This window comes from Streptococcus sp. HMSC065H07, assembly GCF_001837325.1.
Classification (GTDB): domain Bacteria; phylum Bacillota; class Bacilli; order Lactobacillales; family Streptococcaceae; genus Streptococcus; species Streptococcus salivarius_H.
The window spans coordinates 19,097-34,591 of the sequence record NZ_KV832042.1 but is presented as its reverse complement, the minus strand read 5'-3'; the positions used below and the strand labels follow the sequence as shown (position 1 = coordinate 34,591).

Annotated in this window: 14 protein-coding genes; 11 read left to right on the top strand and 3 right to left on the bottom strand. The window is 40.4% G+C overall.

Features of this window, described 5'->3' with window-relative positions:
- The first annotated feature begins 38 nt into the window (after positions 1-38).
- From HMPREF2637_RS08260 to HMPREF2637_RS08215, 10 genes are all read left to right on the top strand, one after another.
- On the top strand, positions 39-584 hold the full coding sequence (locus HMPREF2637_RS08260; protein ID WP_070437764.1) for a GNAT family N-acetyltransferase: 546 nt from the start codon (positions 39-41) through the stop codon (positions 582-584).
- Complete coding sequence (gene spxR, locus HMPREF2637_RS08255) at positions 577-1,857, top strand: CBS-HotDog domain-containing transcription factor SpxR (RefSeq protein ID WP_064524207.1); 1,281 nt, start codon at positions 577-579, stop codon at positions 1,855-1,857. The genes HMPREF2637_RS08260 and spxR overlap by 8 nt, the downstream gene beginning before the upstream one ends.
- Positions 1,858-1,896: 39 nt before the next feature.
- The gene (locus HMPREF2637_RS08250) at positions 1,897-2,757 is read left to right on the top strand and encodes a methionyl aminopeptidase (protein ID WP_004183173.1); all 861 of its coding nucleotides are present in this window, start codon (positions 1,897-1,899) and stop codon (positions 2,755-2,757) included.
- Position 2,758: 1 nt separating this feature from the next.
- A complete protein-coding gene (locus HMPREF2637_RS08245; protein WP_037604685.1) occupies positions 2,759-3,718 on the top strand; it encodes a YihY/virulence factor BrkB family protein in 960 nt (319 codons plus the stop codon).
- A gap of 90 nt (positions 3,719-3,808) precedes the next feature.
- On the top strand, positions 3,809-4,318 hold the full coding sequence (locus HMPREF2637_RS08240; RefSeq protein WP_002891556.1) for a QueT transporter family protein: 510 nt from the start codon (positions 3,809-3,811) through the stop codon (positions 4,316-4,318).
- Positions 4,319-4,368: 50 nt separating this feature from the next.
- Positions 4,369-6,327 carry an NAD-dependent DNA ligase LigA gene (gene ligA, locus HMPREF2637_RS08235; RefSeq protein ID WP_064524204.1) on the top strand — a complete coding sequence of 653 codons (1,959 nt, stop codon included), beginning with the start codon at positions 4,369-4,371 and terminating at the stop codon, positions 6,325-6,327.
- Positions 6,328-6,336: 9 nt separating this feature from the next.
- Entirely contained in the window at positions 6,337-7,350 is a 1,014-nt protein-coding gene (locus HMPREF2637_RS08230; protein WP_037602836.1) for a diacylglycerol kinase, read from the top strand.
- 401 nt (positions 7,351-7,751) lie between these two features.
- A complete protein-coding gene (locus tag HMPREF2637_RS08225) occupies positions 7,752-8,495 on the top strand; it encodes a hypothetical protein (RefSeq protein WP_253183505.1) in 744 nt (247 codons plus the stop codon).
- Between the two features lie 80 nt (positions 8,496-8,575).
- Positions 8,576-9,565, top strand: a complete 990-nt coding sequence (locus HMPREF2637_RS08220) for a helix-turn-helix transcriptional regulator (RefSeq protein WP_064524202.1) — start codon at positions 8,576-8,578, stop codon at positions 9,563-9,565.
- 106 nt (positions 9,566-9,671) lie between these two features.
- Positions 9,672-11,300, top strand: coding sequence for a hypothetical protein (locus HMPREF2637_RS08215; protein ID WP_064524200.1), 1,629 nt, complete (start codon positions 9,672-9,674; stop codon positions 11,298-11,300).
- A gap of 38 nt (positions 11,301-11,338) precedes the next feature.
- On the opposite strand, the gene HMPREF2637_RS08210 is transcribed toward HMPREF2637_RS08215, so the two are convergent.
- Positions 11,339-11,818 carry a QueT transporter family protein gene (locus HMPREF2637_RS08210; protein WP_037601574.1) on the bottom strand — a complete coding sequence of 160 codons (480 nt, stop codon included), beginning with the start codon at positions 11,816-11,818 and terminating at the stop codon, positions 11,339-11,341.
- 73 nt (positions 11,819-11,891) lie between these two features.
- Positions 11,892-12,719 carry an exodeoxyribonuclease III gene (locus tag HMPREF2637_RS08205; RefSeq protein ID WP_037601577.1) on the bottom strand — a complete coding sequence of 276 codons (828 nt, stop codon included), beginning with the start codon at positions 12,717-12,719 and terminating at the stop codon, positions 11,892-11,894.
- A 735-nt stretch (positions 12,720-13,454) separates the two neighbouring features.
- On the opposite strand from HMPREF2637_RS08205, the gene HMPREF2637_RS08195 reads away from it, so the two are divergent.
- On the top strand, positions 13,455-14,207 hold the full coding sequence (locus tag HMPREF2637_RS08195; protein WP_064524198.1) for a DUF4767 domain-containing protein: 753 nt from the start codon (positions 13,455-13,457) through the stop codon (positions 14,205-14,207).
- A gap of 82 nt (positions 14,208-14,289) precedes the next feature.
- On the opposite strand, the gene tehB is transcribed toward HMPREF2637_RS08195, so the two are convergent.
- The gene (gene tehB / locus HMPREF2637_RS08190) at positions 14,290-15,168 is read right to left on the bottom strand and encodes an SAM-dependent methyltransferase TehB (RefSeq protein ID WP_037598358.1); all 879 of its coding nucleotides are present in this window, start codon (positions 15,166-15,168) and stop codon (positions 14,290-14,292) included.
- Between the last annotated feature and the right edge of the window lie 327 nt (positions 15,169-15,495).

Here is a 15,495-nt window from a genome sequence, read left to right as displayed (position 1 = left end):
GCCTTTTTCCATTTCTAAAACTGTGTTATAATACTATCATGGATATTTGGACTAGTCTGGGTGCTTTTGCCTTCTTTGAGTCGGAGCGCCTTTCTTTTAGACCACTCATCTTTTTGGATCGTTTTGATTTACACGAAATTGTATCAAATCCTAAGAATCTACAATTTTTCTTTCCTGCCACTCAAACACAGCATGAAACGGATTGCCTTTTGGTTCATTACTTCATGAAGGAGCCTCTAGGTGTATGGGCTATTGTAGATAAAGAGTTAGAAAAGATGATTGGCATCGTTCGTTTTGAAAAGATAGATGTCCAGAAACGGACTGCAGAGCTTGGCTATTTTTTGAATGCCTCATACTGGGGTAGAGGCTTAATGACAGAGGCAGTTACTTGTCTGTCAAATTTGGCTTTGACAGCTGTGGGAATGGATCGTATTATTCTTATTGCCCACTTGGAAAATAAGGCATCGATTCGTGTAGCAGAGAAGTCTGGCTTTAAACTTGTGTCCCGCTTTAAGGGAGCAGACCGATACACCCGTACCATGCGTGATTATCTCCGCTTTGAGAAGGAGGAGAACTGTGAGTAAACATCAAGAAATTCTAGATTATCTAGAGGCCTTACCTATCGGTAAGCGTGTTAGTGTGCGTAGTATTTCGAATCACTTACAGGTTTCTGATGGAACTGCCTATCGAGCAATTAAAGAAGCTGAAAATCGAGGGTTGGTTGAGACACGTCCTCGGAGTGGGACAGTTCGAATTGAAAAGAAAGTCCAGGTTCGCCTTGATAAGCTGACCTTTGCGGAGATTGCGGAGATTACAGAGTCTGAGGTTATCTCTGGTCACGAAGGTCTGGAACGTGTCTTCAGTAAGTTCTATATCGGAGCCATGACTATTGAGAATATCACCCGTTATCTAACCAAAGGAGATCTTCTTATTGTTGGGGACCGTGAGGATATTCAATTGCTTGCCCTAGAACACAATAATGCTATTTTAGTGACGGGGGGCTTTCAGGTTTCCGATAGGGTCAAAGAGCTTTCACGTTTGAAGCAATTTCCAGTCATGGTAACAACTTACGATACTTTTACCGTGGCAACCATGATTAACCAGGCACTTTCGAATGTCCGTATCAAAACAGACATCAAGACTGTAGCTCAAGTCTATACTAGACGAGAAGACTACAACTACATGACTCCAGAAATGACAGTCAGGGATTTTCAGAATTTGGTGAAACGGACGAACTTGGTGCGTTTTCCTATTCTGTCTGAAGCTGACAAGGTGATTGGGATTGTGACCATGCGAGATGTGTCTAATCAGCAACCGACGACCATGCTCAAGGCAATCATGACCAAGCCGACGGTGACACGACTTGAGAACAGTCTAGCAACCGTTGCCCAAAAGATGATTTTTGAGGACTTTGATATCATTCCTGTTGTGGATGAAGAAAAACACTATCTAGGTGTTATCACCCGTCGTCAGGTTTTGGAAGAACTTCAGGACAATAATCGTGGCAACTTGCACACCTTTAGTGATCAAATGATAGCTAACCTAAACCAGGACAAGCATGCTTTCAGCTTTGAGGTCGAGCCCACTATGATTGACAATTCTGGGAACCTCACTCAGGGTGTTCTTGCAGAGATGGTTAAAGAGGTTGTCTATCGTATCATGGAAAAGCAGGAACAAAATGGTCTTGTGATTGAAGAGATGATGTTTTACTTTCTTCAGGCAGCTCAGATCGATGACAAGGTGACGATTACACCAAGTATTATCGCTGAAACCAGACGTAGAGCCCATCTGGACCTTATGGTTACTCACGGAAATCATACCGTTTGCAAATCAGTCGTTGTGGTTAAGAAAACTTAGTAACTAAAAATAAAAGATATAAAGAAAACGGAGAAAACAATGATTACATTAAAATCAGCACGTGAAATTGAAGCAATGGATAGGGCAGGGGATTTTCTTGCTAGCATTCACATTGGTCTACGTGACCTCTTGAAACCAGGAGTAGACATGTGGGAAGTGGAAGAGTATGTGCGTCGTCGTTGTAAAGAAGAGAATGTCCTTCCCCTTCAGATTGGGGTTGAGGGAAGCATTATGGATTACCCTTATGCGACATGCTGTGGTCTTAATGACGAAGTGGCACATGCCTTTCCACGTCACTATATTTTGAAAGATGGTGACCTCTTGAAGGTTGATATGGTCTTGTCAGAACCTATCGATAAGTCAGTCCTTGATGTGTCAAAATTGGATTTTGACAATGTTGCTCAGGTTAAAAAATACACGGAATCATATTCTGGCGGTTTGGCTGACTCATGTTGGGCTTATGCGATTGGAACGCCATCTGACGAAGTCAAAAAACTTATGGAAGTAACACGTGAGGCTATGTACCTTGGCATTGAACAAGCGGTAGTCGGTAACCGTATCGGTGATATCGGTGCAGCTATCCAAGAATACGCTGAAAGTCGTGGTTACGGTGTTGTTCGTGATTTGGTTGGACACGGAGTTGGGCCAACAATGCACGAAGAACCAATGGTGCCAAACTATGGGGTGGCTGGACGAGGTCTCCGTCTCAAAGAAGGAATGGTTTTGACTATCGAGCCGATGATTAACACTGGTACTTGGGAAATCGATACTGACCTTGAAACGGGTTGGGCTCACAAAACTCTTGACGGTGGACTTTCTTGTCAATATGAGCACCAATTTGTTATCACTAAGGATGGTCCAGTAATTTTGACTTCTCAAGGCGAAGAAAGAACTTACTAATATGAAACGACAAGGCTTAATGGCCCGTCTATTGGATAAACTCCAATGGCGCCCATTGCAGGTTTATCTTAGGCATTATCGTAGTGCAGAGATAGACATTTCAACTATCGCAGTGGCTTACTATCTCATTTTGACGGTTTTTCCGCTCATTGTCATTGCGGCCAATGTCTTTCCCTATCTGAATATTGATACGACCGATCTCTTGAAGTTTATGAATGAGCACCTTCCTAAGCAGTTTTATGCACCTGCAGCAAACGTTGTTCAGGATATCTTCTCGACACCTTCTGGACAGTTGCTAGGAGTTGCCTCTTTGACGGGATTCTGGACTATGATTAAGTCCTTGTCTTCCCTTCAAAAGGCGATTAACAAGGTATATGGTGCTTCAGAACACCGTGATGTCTTTATTAGTCACATTATCGGTGGTTTCATGAGTCTGGTAATCTTATTCCTGCTCACCTTTGCACTAATGCTGTCTACGATTATTCAGTCGGTCCTTCGAGTTATCAATCAGACCTATCCTATTGGTTCCAAGATGACTCAGCTTATTTTAAATAGTATCCAACCTCTAAGTATTGCAGTTGTCTTCCTGGGAATGATGGTGCTTTATTTCGTGCTTCCAAATGTGAAGATTCGAAAAATACGCTATGTTATGCCAGGGACTATCTTTACGACTTTAGTGATTGGCTATTTAAGCAACTTGTTTGGAACCTACGTGATTCGTACCTTGAGTCGATTGGTTGACATTAAGTTATTTGGATCCATTATGATTTTCGTCTTCATGCTTTGGTTCATCTTTTTGGCCAGAATTTTGATTTTGGGTGCCGTCTTTAATGCGACCTATCAAGAGCTTAGACAAGGTGAACTAAAAAGTAGAAGAGGAGATGTGATTACTATTATTCAGAGTTTTTCTGGAGATGGTAGTGACAGCAAAAAACACAAAAAAGATGAGGATGATTCCTAGATGATAAAGAGAGCTTGGTGAGATCCAGGCTCTTTTGATGGGAATATTATCCTTTGTAGATAATAAAAAGATAATGATTATGGAGGAAAAATGAAAAAACAAACTGTTCGTGATTTAACACATATTGCTATTGTGGCAGCTCTTTATGTAGTCTTGACTGTTGTGCCACCTTTTAACTTAATTTCGTATGGTCCCTACCAGTTCCGAATTGCAGAAATGTTCAATCTGTTAGGATTTTATAATCGCAAGTATATCATTGCCGTGACTTTGGGCTGTGTGATTGCTAATTTCTTTAGCTTTAACATGATTGATGTGGTTGTCGGAAGTCTCTCGACACTGGTCTTTGTCGGTTCAGGTGTTTATTTCTTTGACCGTTTTAAAAACCAAGACATTTTGGGTGGCCTTTTTGACAAGGCTCATGTTTTCTTTGCCTTTTACTTCTCATTCTTCATGGTGACGATTGCGGCTGAGTTGACCCTAGTTACTCAAGCACCATTTTGGGCAACTTGGTTCACTGTTGCTATGGGAGAATTGGCTTCTCTCTTAGTTGGTGCAATTCTTATTAAGAAATTGGCCAAAGTCATTGATTTTGTTTCCTAAATTAACGTCTGTAAAGGCGTTTTTTTCTGCTTTTATGTTAAAATGTTCCTATGGAAAAACGAATGAAAGAGCTGGTTGCTAAACTTAACCAGTATGCAAAAGAGTATTATACGGAAGATAATCCATCGGTGTCAGATGCAGACTATGATAAGCTCTATCGAGAGCTAGTAGCTTTGGAGGCTGAGCACCCTGAATATGTTCAAGCAGATAGTCCTACGCATCGTGTGGGAGGGCTGGTTCTTGATGGTTTTGAAAAATATCAACATGAGTATCCGCTTTATAGTTTGCAGGATGCTTTTTCACGAGAAGAGCTAGATGCCTTTGATAAGAGGGTTAAGGACGAATTTCCTAATGCCGATTATATGGCTGAACTCAAAATCGATGGGCTTTCTATCTCGTTGACCTATGTGGATGGTATTCTTCAGGTAGGTGCGACACGTGGTGATGGTTCTGTAGGTGAGAATATCACTGAAAATGTCAAGCGTATCTCAGATATTCCTCTGAAGTTGGACCAACCTCTTAATATTACGGTGCGTGGGGAGTGTTACCTGCCACGGGCTGAGTTTGAACGCATCAACATCCAACGCCAGGAAAATGGTGAGGCCGAATTTGCCAATCCACGTAATGCTGCAGCAGGAACTCTTCGTCAATTAGATACCAAAGTGGTTGCAGAGCGTCGTTTGGCGACTTTCCTTTATCAGGAAGCTAGTCCAACGGAGCGTCTAACACAAAATGATGTCTTAAATGAAGTGGCAGAACTCGGTTTCTCTGTTAATCCACGACGCATTGTCACATCATCGATGGATGAGATTTGGGACTTTATTCAAGCTGTTGGAGAAGATCGTGATCACTTGGCCTATGACATTGATGGTGTTGTCATCAAAGTCAATAGTTTGGCTATGCAAGAAGAACTCGGTTTTACAGTTAAGGCGCCACGTTGGGCCATTGCTTATAAATTCCCGGCTGAGGAAAAGGAAGCAGAGCTTCTCTCAGTGGACTGGCAGGTAGGTCGTACGGGTGTAGTAACGCCGACTGCTAATTTGACTCCAGTGCAATTAGCGGGGACAACGGTTAGTCGGGCCACCCTTCATAATGTAGATTACATTGCCGAAAAAGACATTCGTATTGGTGATACCGTAATTGTCTACAAAGCTGGTGATATTATCCCTGCTGTACTTCGTGTAGTAGAGAGTAAGCGTACGACACAGGAGCCGATGGAAGTACCGACTCAATGTCCATCTTGTGGCAGTGGTCTTTTACATTTTGAAGATGAAGTTGCCCTACGTTGTATCAATCCTTCTTGCCCTGCTCAGATCAAGGAAGGCCTGATTCATTTTGCCTCTCGAGATGCCATGAACATCGCAGGTATAGGACCTTCAGTGGTTGAAAAGCTCTTTAAAGCTGAATTGGTTAAAGATGTGGCTGATATCTATGGCTTGAACAGTCAGGATTTCCTTCAATTGGAAAGTTTCAAAGAAAAGTCGGCTGAAAAACTTTACGCAGCCATTCAAGCATCAAAAGAAAATTCTGCAGAGAAATTGCTCTATGGCTTGGGTATTCGTCATGTTGGCGCCAAAGTTAGTAAGCAGTTGCTAGAAGCTTTTGGCAGTATACAAGAGTTAGCCAGTGCAGATGTCGAGGCTATTGCTGCTGTAGATGGTTTAGGAGAGGTTATTGCCAAGTCCATCCAGCGCTATTTTGCTAAGGAGGAGGCTCAAGTTCTTATGAAAGAACTGGAATCCTATGGCGTTAATTTGTCCTATCTTGGACAAAAGGTGGCAGATGATGCTATCTTATCTGGTAAGACAGTTGTTTTGACAGGAAAATTGGAGCATCTTAAACGTAGTGAAGCAAAGGCAAAACTAGAAGCTCTGGGTGCTAAGGTGACAGGTTCTGTCTCTAAGAAAACAGATTTAGTAGTTGCTGGTAGTGATGCCGGAAGTAAGTTGGAAAAAGCACAAAGCCTAGGAATTGAAGTAAAAGATGAGGCTTGGTTGCTGGATTTATAGGAGTTCAATATGAAACAAAAACGTGCCCGCTTAATTTATAATCCAACATCTGGACAAGAAATTATGAAAAAAAATGTTGCCGAGGTCTTGGATATTCTGGAAGGTGCTGGCTTTGAAGCGTCAGCCTTTCAAACAACACCAGATGAGAACTCAGCAAAAAATGAGGCCACTCGTGCGGCCAAAGCAGGCTTTGACTTAGTTATTGCTGCTGGTGGCGATGGTACAATCAATGAGGTTGTTTCTGGGGTTGCCCCGCTTAAAAAACGCCCACAAATGGCGGTTATTCCAACGGGAACGACAAATGACTTTGCACGCGCCTTGAAGATTCCAAGAGGAAATCCTGTTGAAGCAGCCAAGGTTATCGCTAAAAATCAGACCCTTCAGATGGATATTGGCCGTGCCTATGATGACAAATACTTCATCAATATTGCGGCTGCTGGTTCCTTTACGGAACTAACCTATAGTGTACCTAGTCGCTTAAAGACAGTACTTGGTTATTTGGCCTACCTTGTTAAGGGGGCAGAGTTGCTACCACAAGTTAAGAAGGTTCCTGTTCGTATTACGCATGATGAGGGTGTCTTTGAAGGTGGTCTTTCCATGATTTTCGTTGCCTTGACCAATTCAGTTGGTGGCTTTGAAACGATTGCCCCAGATGCTAAACTGGATGATGGTAAATTTACTCTAATCATGGTTAAGACAGCTAACCTCTTTGAATTGGTTGACCTCATTCGTCAAATTCTCCAAGGTGGTAAACACATCTATGACAAGAGAATTTCCTATATCAAAACGAGCTCGCTGTATATTGAGCCTCTAAGTGATGATCGTATGATGATTAACCTTGATGGCGAATACGGTGGTGATGCACCAATTCATCTCCAAAATCTGAAGAATCATATTGAATTTTATGCAAATATTGATGAGATTTCTGATGATGCCATCACTCTTCCAGATACAGACGAATTAGCTCTTGAAGCCATTGCACAAAAATTCAGTACAGAAGCTGAAAAGATTGAGAATGACTAATGTTAAACCTTTAAGCAACCTAAGATAGGTTGCTTTTTTAGTATATTTGTAGAAAATGACGCTTTCATTTGTTACAATAGAAAAAACTGGGAAATTGTTATATAGAATATTTAGAGGAGTAGAGGTTTAATAAAGAGAGTAAACATTATTTAAGTGATGATCATCTAAAGAATGGTGATCAGGCTTTTGAGTCGGCTTTTAGTAATAAAGGGCCAGAGTTTGAATCTGCTTTTCAGGAGGAAAAAGCTGAGAAGCGGCATTTCTTTTTGACTCTTGTTCTACCACTGATACTCTTAAGTGTGAGCTGGGAATCGGTCTTCTTATCTTGGAAGTATAAGCCGATAATTGTGTATCTGGCTGTAATTGTGGCATGTTTTGTCCTTGCTATCATTCTCTTTAGAATGGGACAGAAGCTAGGTAGATTTCTCTTCACCGCAATCGTGGTTGGCTTGATTGGACTATCCTTCTTTGCCACTTTAGGTGGTTCTGTCTATCGAGGGGCTATGAAAAAATACAGGTTGATTCAGCAGGTATCTCAGTCAGATCTTGATGAGGATAAACCTGATAGCGATGATCCCAAAGACTACGAAGATGAGTCTGCGATTTATAACTGGACGGAAGAAGATTTTAAAAATCTGAAACCCAAGGCTGATACCTTACGTTCGATTATTAAAAGTCATGGTAAGGGTAATTATGTCGAGATGGAGTTTAGTGGTCTCAAGGTGAGGTATGACCGTGGAGATGGCAATGAGTATATTAATCTCTCTTTTGTGAAGGACGAAAAGAGACGCTTTGTCTATGATGGTGGAATAGCGACTTATCCCCTTGATGGCGTTACGGTAGTTGATAATTATAGTAGTAATTGGTCGGAAGAACAGCTTAACCGGTTACGCACTAAAGACCAAGATTATCTTGGTCCAGCAACACCTTTGTCTGAGGTAGTGAGGGAACATTCTCAGGCAAAAAGGGCCTGGAGAAGTATCAATGTTCATTCATCAGGAATCATACATAAGTCAGTTGATCTTGATTACACTGATCAGAATAGTCCTATTGAGAAAGCACAATTGTTAAGACTATCTTTTGAGTATAACGAAAAGAAAAAGGACTATTATTTGAGCTATAATTCTGTGGCTCGTCGCTACTAGGGATGACTATCTATGATAATGAATAACTAGACAGCAATTTTTTAGTAATAAGAGGTTTGATTATAAAGGGGGATTTTATAATGACAGCATCAAAAACCAAACGTCTCTTGTATTTTATGTCCGAATTGGAAAAGGGAAATGACATTTCAAAAACGGACTACCTAGCTCGCTTTGGCATAAGTGAGCGTACCCTTAAAGAGGACGTGAGTGAACTCAAGGAAAATTTGACTGAGTTACGTCCAAATATGAAGGTTAAGTATTCTAGAAAATACGGTTCCTATCATGCCCAGTATGAACAGGGCTATGGTAACCTTAAATACAATCAGGCAGTTATCCTATCTAAGATTCTTTTAGAGAGTCGTGCCCTTCGAAAGGATGAAGTAGCAGAAATTATCAACATCTTTGTTGAGAGGGCTGTAGACGACAAGGAGCGCAGACGTATCAAGCGATTGACTGAGCTAGAACTAGATAGTTATCAAGAACTTAAGATTTATCAGGATCAAGATAAGTCACTCTTACCAGCTATTTCAGCCATTTTCGATGCCATTGTGGACCAACGTCCTTTGTCTTTTAGTTACCGTAAGCCAGGAGAAAAAGTGGAGGAATATAAGGTCTTTCCAATTTCAGTCATTTTTGACAACCATTATTTTTACTGTATTTCTTACAAACTGGATGATAACTTTACTTGTGATTATCAGTTCTCTGAAATCCGTTATTTCCGTGTAGATCGTTTCCAGACCATTCACAAATCTGAAAATGATTTGGCTTTCACGCTCAGTCCAGAACAAAAAGACCGTCTTATTACAGATGAGCAGGTGCGTTATCAGGCTTTCTCAATGCTTTCTGGTAACGAGTGGGCTCGAATTACCTTTGAGTATAAAGGACTTTACCGTGATGTCTTGGAATCAGATATTCCAAAACTAAAATTGCTTGAAGAAAGCACTAGTGATGGTGTTGATCAGGTCCGTTATGAGATTGAAACCTTTAGTTTATTAGGTTTTCAGAAGTACATTCAACGCTTTGATGGGGATTTTGTGTTCCTCAAGATTGAAGCATTAGATAACAAATGAAAAAGGCCTTCGGTTATCCGAATGCCTTTTTAAATCTGACAAAAATAGTATAATTGTGTTAAAATAGGAGTACGGAAACGTTATCATTTCCATAAGGAGGGAAAATATGAAAGAAAAGAAAAAAGAAATGCAAAAACAAGTCTTAACTCTTTTAGGAATCTTGATTTTTGCTTTTGTCAATGTGTTTATCTTTGATAATAAGATGGGCGCTGGTTTTTCTGCCTTCTCAACTATCACCCTGATGAGTATTGGACTCTTATCTAAGCGCACCAGTCTGCGAGTTTTGGCCATTATTTCCTATCTCATCAATGTGGTAGCAGCCGTTTTTGGCTTCAACTACGTTGGTTTTCTAACAGCAGTTCAAGCCATTGAACTTATCTTCGTTATCTGGTATCTTTACCCACGTGACACGTTTTTGAGACGAGATACAACTGATAAATACACTTACCGCTATCGTTGGATTCATTTGCTCTTGACGGTTTTAATCTCAATTGGAGGTTATATCGTTTTTACAGTTGTTTCTAGTATTTGGAATGGTTCCTTCCTAGAATACGGTGGGAACACAGCTCTCATTTTCGCCATGCAGTACTTGCTTTTCTTGAGTATCACTAAGTCAAGGCAAGATGAACCGACTAAGGTTGCCCATTTGTTCCAAAAGGAACGCCGTACTAAGGAAATGAAAGCTGCAATAGAGGCTGAACGTCAAGCCAAAGAAAGAGCACTTGCTCAAGCCTTTGAGGTACCTTTGAAGGCACCTAGTCAAACGGCTGCAAAATTTGGTAACAACATGGTTAAATTTGCAGCTGTCTGGCTTTTGGTGATGGATATGTCCATCTTGGCTTATTTCTTCCGTCCAAATGATGTTGGTTTCGGCTTTGGTGCCTTCTTTGTACTCTTGACCATTGTCTTGTCTTTGATTTTCAAATCTGAGGAAGACAAGGAGGACGTTTTCTCTATCATCTATCACAAGATTCGTCCTATCCAACCTATTTTCTTCATTCTGCTCTTGATTGCTCACGCGCATAAGTTTAGCTACGGGGCTGCTTACGCTCTCTTGTTCTCAGCTGCTTATTTCTTCTGGGCAATCAATAAGATTAATATGAAGACCCTCTTGACCTTTACAGTCATCATTTATTTCTTCCCAGTCTTTGGTTACCTATCTAACCCTTATCGTCTAGGTGCTGAAAACCTTAAGATGGTAGGTGAACTGGTGACAGATCGTAATAAGTCTAATACCTTCTATATCGGTCATTATTGGTCACTTTTAGGTTTACAGATTGATGGTGAATATGAAGGAGTCCCTGTTGCTTGGCAGGCTGCTAAGTATGCAAATATTGAGACCTTATATGATGAGGAGGATAACACCTCAGGTATTTTCTATGAAGATAATCATGGTGACTATGTTTATGATTTACACCTAACAAATAACAAAGGTACCATTGAAGTAACAACGGGCTCTGGCAAAGATAAGAAAGAATTCCAATTCATGGACTTTGCCAGAACCTATTATCGATATGAAAAATTGAAAAAAACGGATAACCAAAAGCGTTATAAAGATTTTTACAAGATAGGTACTGTTTCGACTGAGTTGGGAACTTATAATCTTTATCTCGAAATGAATCAAGATTGGGTTGATGACTATCAAAAAGATCCTACTAATGTTGACTACCGTTTACTTATTTTTGGAGACAAACTGACACCAAAAGAAGCTTACGAAAAAGCATATCATTACTAAAAAAGTATCTCTGCAATTTGCAGAGATACTTTTGTCTGTCAGTCTTTGTATCCACGTTTGGACAACTCTCTTACAAGGACGGCTCCCAAGATTGAAGGTACTAATTGTCCTAATAGCAAATTGAAAACGAGAGCAAGATAAGGAAGTTTAAGTAAGGCGCTAAGCCAGATAGGTACCACTAAGGATGGAACGAGTAGGATTGGGAGTACGATAAACCAGCTTGACAACTTGGCTTTGCGGATGAGGTAGATGCTACCAGTTGCCAGAAAGCTGGCACAGAATCCACCGACAACATCAATCAATCCCAGGCCACCAAAAGAGTTAGCAATAGCATTGGCGAGACTGAGTGGGACAACCAAAAATGGGAAGATATAGGTTAATCCATATAAAGCCGTAGCCAGACGCATCTGAACAGCACCAAAGGAAATAGCTTGAGAGACAAAGAGGATAGCGATATATAGGGCCATGATAATAGCTGAGAGAACAAGCTTTTGTGTAGGGTTAAGTTTATTTTTCATTATTTCTCCTTAGTTGGGCAAAGTAAAAGAGTAGTAGTTCTACTCTTTTTAGGGATTTAGGTCTAGAGTTGTTTTATAAGTCAATCTCTAAGACAATAGGTGTGTGATCTTGGCGATCACCAGAGTCAATCATATCTGATTTTGTGACCTTATCGGCAATACGATTTGAAGTCAACCAGTAGTCAATTCTCCAGCCTGTATTATTGATTTTAGATGTTTTGCTACGTTGGGCCCACCATGTATAGGCACCTGTAACATCACCATTGAGGTGACGGTAAGTATCTGTAAATCCTTTAGCGAGGAGATTAGTGAAGCCAGCACGTTCTTCATCTGTAAAACCTGGTGAACGGCGATTACTTGAAGGGTTTGCCAAGTCAATTTCCTTGTGGGCAACGTTATAGTCACCAGTCGCAAGGACTGGTTTCAGAGCGTCCAATTCGGCTAAGTAATCCGCATATTTTTCATCCCAGATTTGACGTTCTAGTAGACGTTTGAGGCCGTCACCGGCATTTGGTGTGTAGACCTGTGTCACAAAGAAATGGTCAAATTCGAGAGTGATGATACGTCCTTCACAGTCCATGGTTGAAGGTGCTCCGATTTCAGGATATGTGATGATTGGTGTCAATTCTTTTTTATACAAGAACATGGTTCCAGCGTAACCTTTACGGGCAGGTTCCACAGATGAACGCCAGGTATTGTCATAGTCAGGGAAGTAGTCTTCTAAGATTTGCAAATGTTTTTTAGTCGGACCTTTAGCAGATAGTTTTGTCTCTTGAATTGCAATGATATCTGCATTTTCAGCGACCAAGGTATGGATAACTGCGCGTGATAGTTGAGCGCGAGCAGAGTCACTAGTAAGAGCGGCATTTAGGGAATCAATATTCCAAGAAATTAATTTCATGTGTACAGTTTCCTTCTTTGAATTGTTCCTATCTATTGTAGCAGAAAATAAGATGTCAGGCGAGTTATGGGATTGATAAGAGAAGCTAGGAGGAGTATACTAATCTTAGATTGAGAGGTACATATTAATGAAAAAGCAATCATACATTTATTACATGTTTTGGGTTCTCTTGTTGATACAAATCATTCTTACAATCATGATTTGGTGGTCACAGGGAATTATTCTTCCACTTGTCATTTTTCCAGGGATGAGTGTCTTCTTTTTATTTTACTTAAGGTATCTCTTAGGCTACAACCTTAAGCAATCTCCCTCAGAACCCTTATTTGTCCTCCGTAGGTATGGCGTTGGAACTAGTTTAAATCCCAAAAATCCCCTAGGCTATAAGATTAGTCTCCTACTAGTTGTGGGTGTTTTAGTTTTACTTTTCTGCCTAACCCTATTAGTTTTTCTTGGAAAATAGAGTCTTAGGTTTTTTTATTTGTAATTACTACTAATTAGTGGTAGTGTTGTTCTCATAAAAAATAAAAGAATCACTGGAGAAAAGATTTATGACGATTGAACTTGGCATTTCAACTTTTGGAGAAACAACCCTCCTATAATCGACTTGTTCGTCGTCATTTTGAAAATAAAGGATAGATAATAGGTTGAAGGTAAGCCTCAAGTTCTCTCTACTATTGTCATCATCCCTGTTCTATGATAGGATGGAAGATAATTGATAAAGAGAAGAGGAAAATTATGCGAAAGCTATCAGAAGCAGAATGGATAAGTCGTTTTGAGCAAGTTCAAGGGCGTAAACCGAAACCTGATGAACTACAATTAGCCTATCAGTCTGGCCTTATTGGAATCTCGAAAAATTATAATTATATCTATATTCTTCTGGGGGCTCTAGTAGCGATCGTCGTTGGTATTGGCTTGACTCTAGTCTCTAGTTCAATGAAGAACGTCAAACAGACTAAGTCGTCTGCCACAGTGGCTAGCTCGATATTCTCATCGACAGATAAGGCTAATGCCAAGTTAAGTACGTCATCAATCGAAAATGCGAAGACGAGTGAATCTAGCAGTGCAAGTATTGATACACCTGACGCTAACCATGCTAAGGAAGCCTTTACTGAAAATCCACGTTGGACCAATGACAAAGCTAGTCGCCTTGCTAGTTTGATGGTTTCTTGGGGCAATCAGATGGATCAGCCAGGATACAAAGAAATTACCAATGAAGCCTCTTCCTTGCCTATCCGTTGGATGTCGGATCATAACCAGACTGTGGATGCTACTTATGCTGCAAATGGTAATAGCAATTCGGAGTATACCATTGTTTCGGTATACGAGAGATGGGAGAATGTTTCTGTTCACCGTTATTTCTTTACCATTAAAAAAGATGGGACTCCCTTTGTTCTTTATTCACCTACTACTAATGGTGGTGTGTATTATGTCAAAGAAACAGAAAACGCAGACCTTAAATCAGGGTATGCAGATATTGTAAACAATTAAAAACTAGGAATCTAGCTGGATTCCTAGTTTTTAATTTGAAGACAAGTCAAACTGTAATCAGCTCTTCTACAGTCATTCGCTCTTATTTAACCTTCTTAGCTAACATGGTTGCAAATTGAAGGGCGATGGGATTGCCATATTCATCCAAACGGTGAAGGTGACCAAGATTTTCGTTATACTTGACTAACTCCCAGTCTCTATAGTAGTTCTTCAACTCACCCTCTTCAAAAGTAAATGGGAAAGGCATGGTACAAGGGTGCTCCTCAGTGTCCATGGCACAAACAATTAGGTTGTAGCCACCGACAACAGTACGCTCTTGCATATTCTTGATAATAGCCGGAATTTGATCGGGATCAAGGAACATAAAGACGACTGTTGAGAGGATGAAATCAAAGGTCTCAGACTCAGGAAGAGCAGCAGCATTGATATCGTAGTAGCCAGCTCTAACATTGTAATTTTCCTCATCTGCAATCATTTGGATGCGTTGTGTAGCTTCGTTATTAACATCAACGGCTGTAACATCATGCCCAAGAGATGCCAAATAAAGAGCGTTACGGCCGTGACCACAGCCTAGGTCGAGGGTGCGACCAGGTTTGATATAGCCAGATTGGACTGCTTCAAGAACCTCGGAGTGAGCCTTAGTGTCATACTTTTTAGCCATGTAGTCCTCAGGTTTACAGTAAAAAGAAAGATAGCATTCCAAATCATCTGATGCAGCAGCGATGCGATGCCAAGCTTGTGGTTCAACAAAAGGAATCTCTGTCTCGGGGGTAAAAAGGTGCTCTGCAGTAACCTGTCCTTGTTCATCTAATTCGTAGAAGCGGAGAGATCCTGATAGAATGGTCAATTTAGCCCAAGTTCCTACCTTAGTATTGTGTTTTTGCGTCACCATTTCTGGAAGTGTTGTAGCTGTCCAGTTTGGTAAACGTTTGTAGCAAAGAAGTTGCTGATTTATAGTCATTTTATGAGTTCCTTTCAAACGGTATGACTCTATTATAGCAAAAGTATGGAAAAAGAAAAAAGGCCTAGCCGGGTGAGCTAGACGCTTTTCTTATGAGAGATCTGATAATCTAGGAATGGGGAAAAGTGTTTGGGGAAGATAGGTATAAATGTTAAGAAGGGTTCCTAGACTATTTAAAAAATATTTGTGAGAACAATAAGTTTTAAATGATAAAACACTTATCTATAACTCATTAGGTCTCTCTTTACATTATCTATTGTACCAAAAATATTGAGAGTTAACTTACAAAAAAATAAAATATGTAAGAAAAAATCATGAACAGTCATT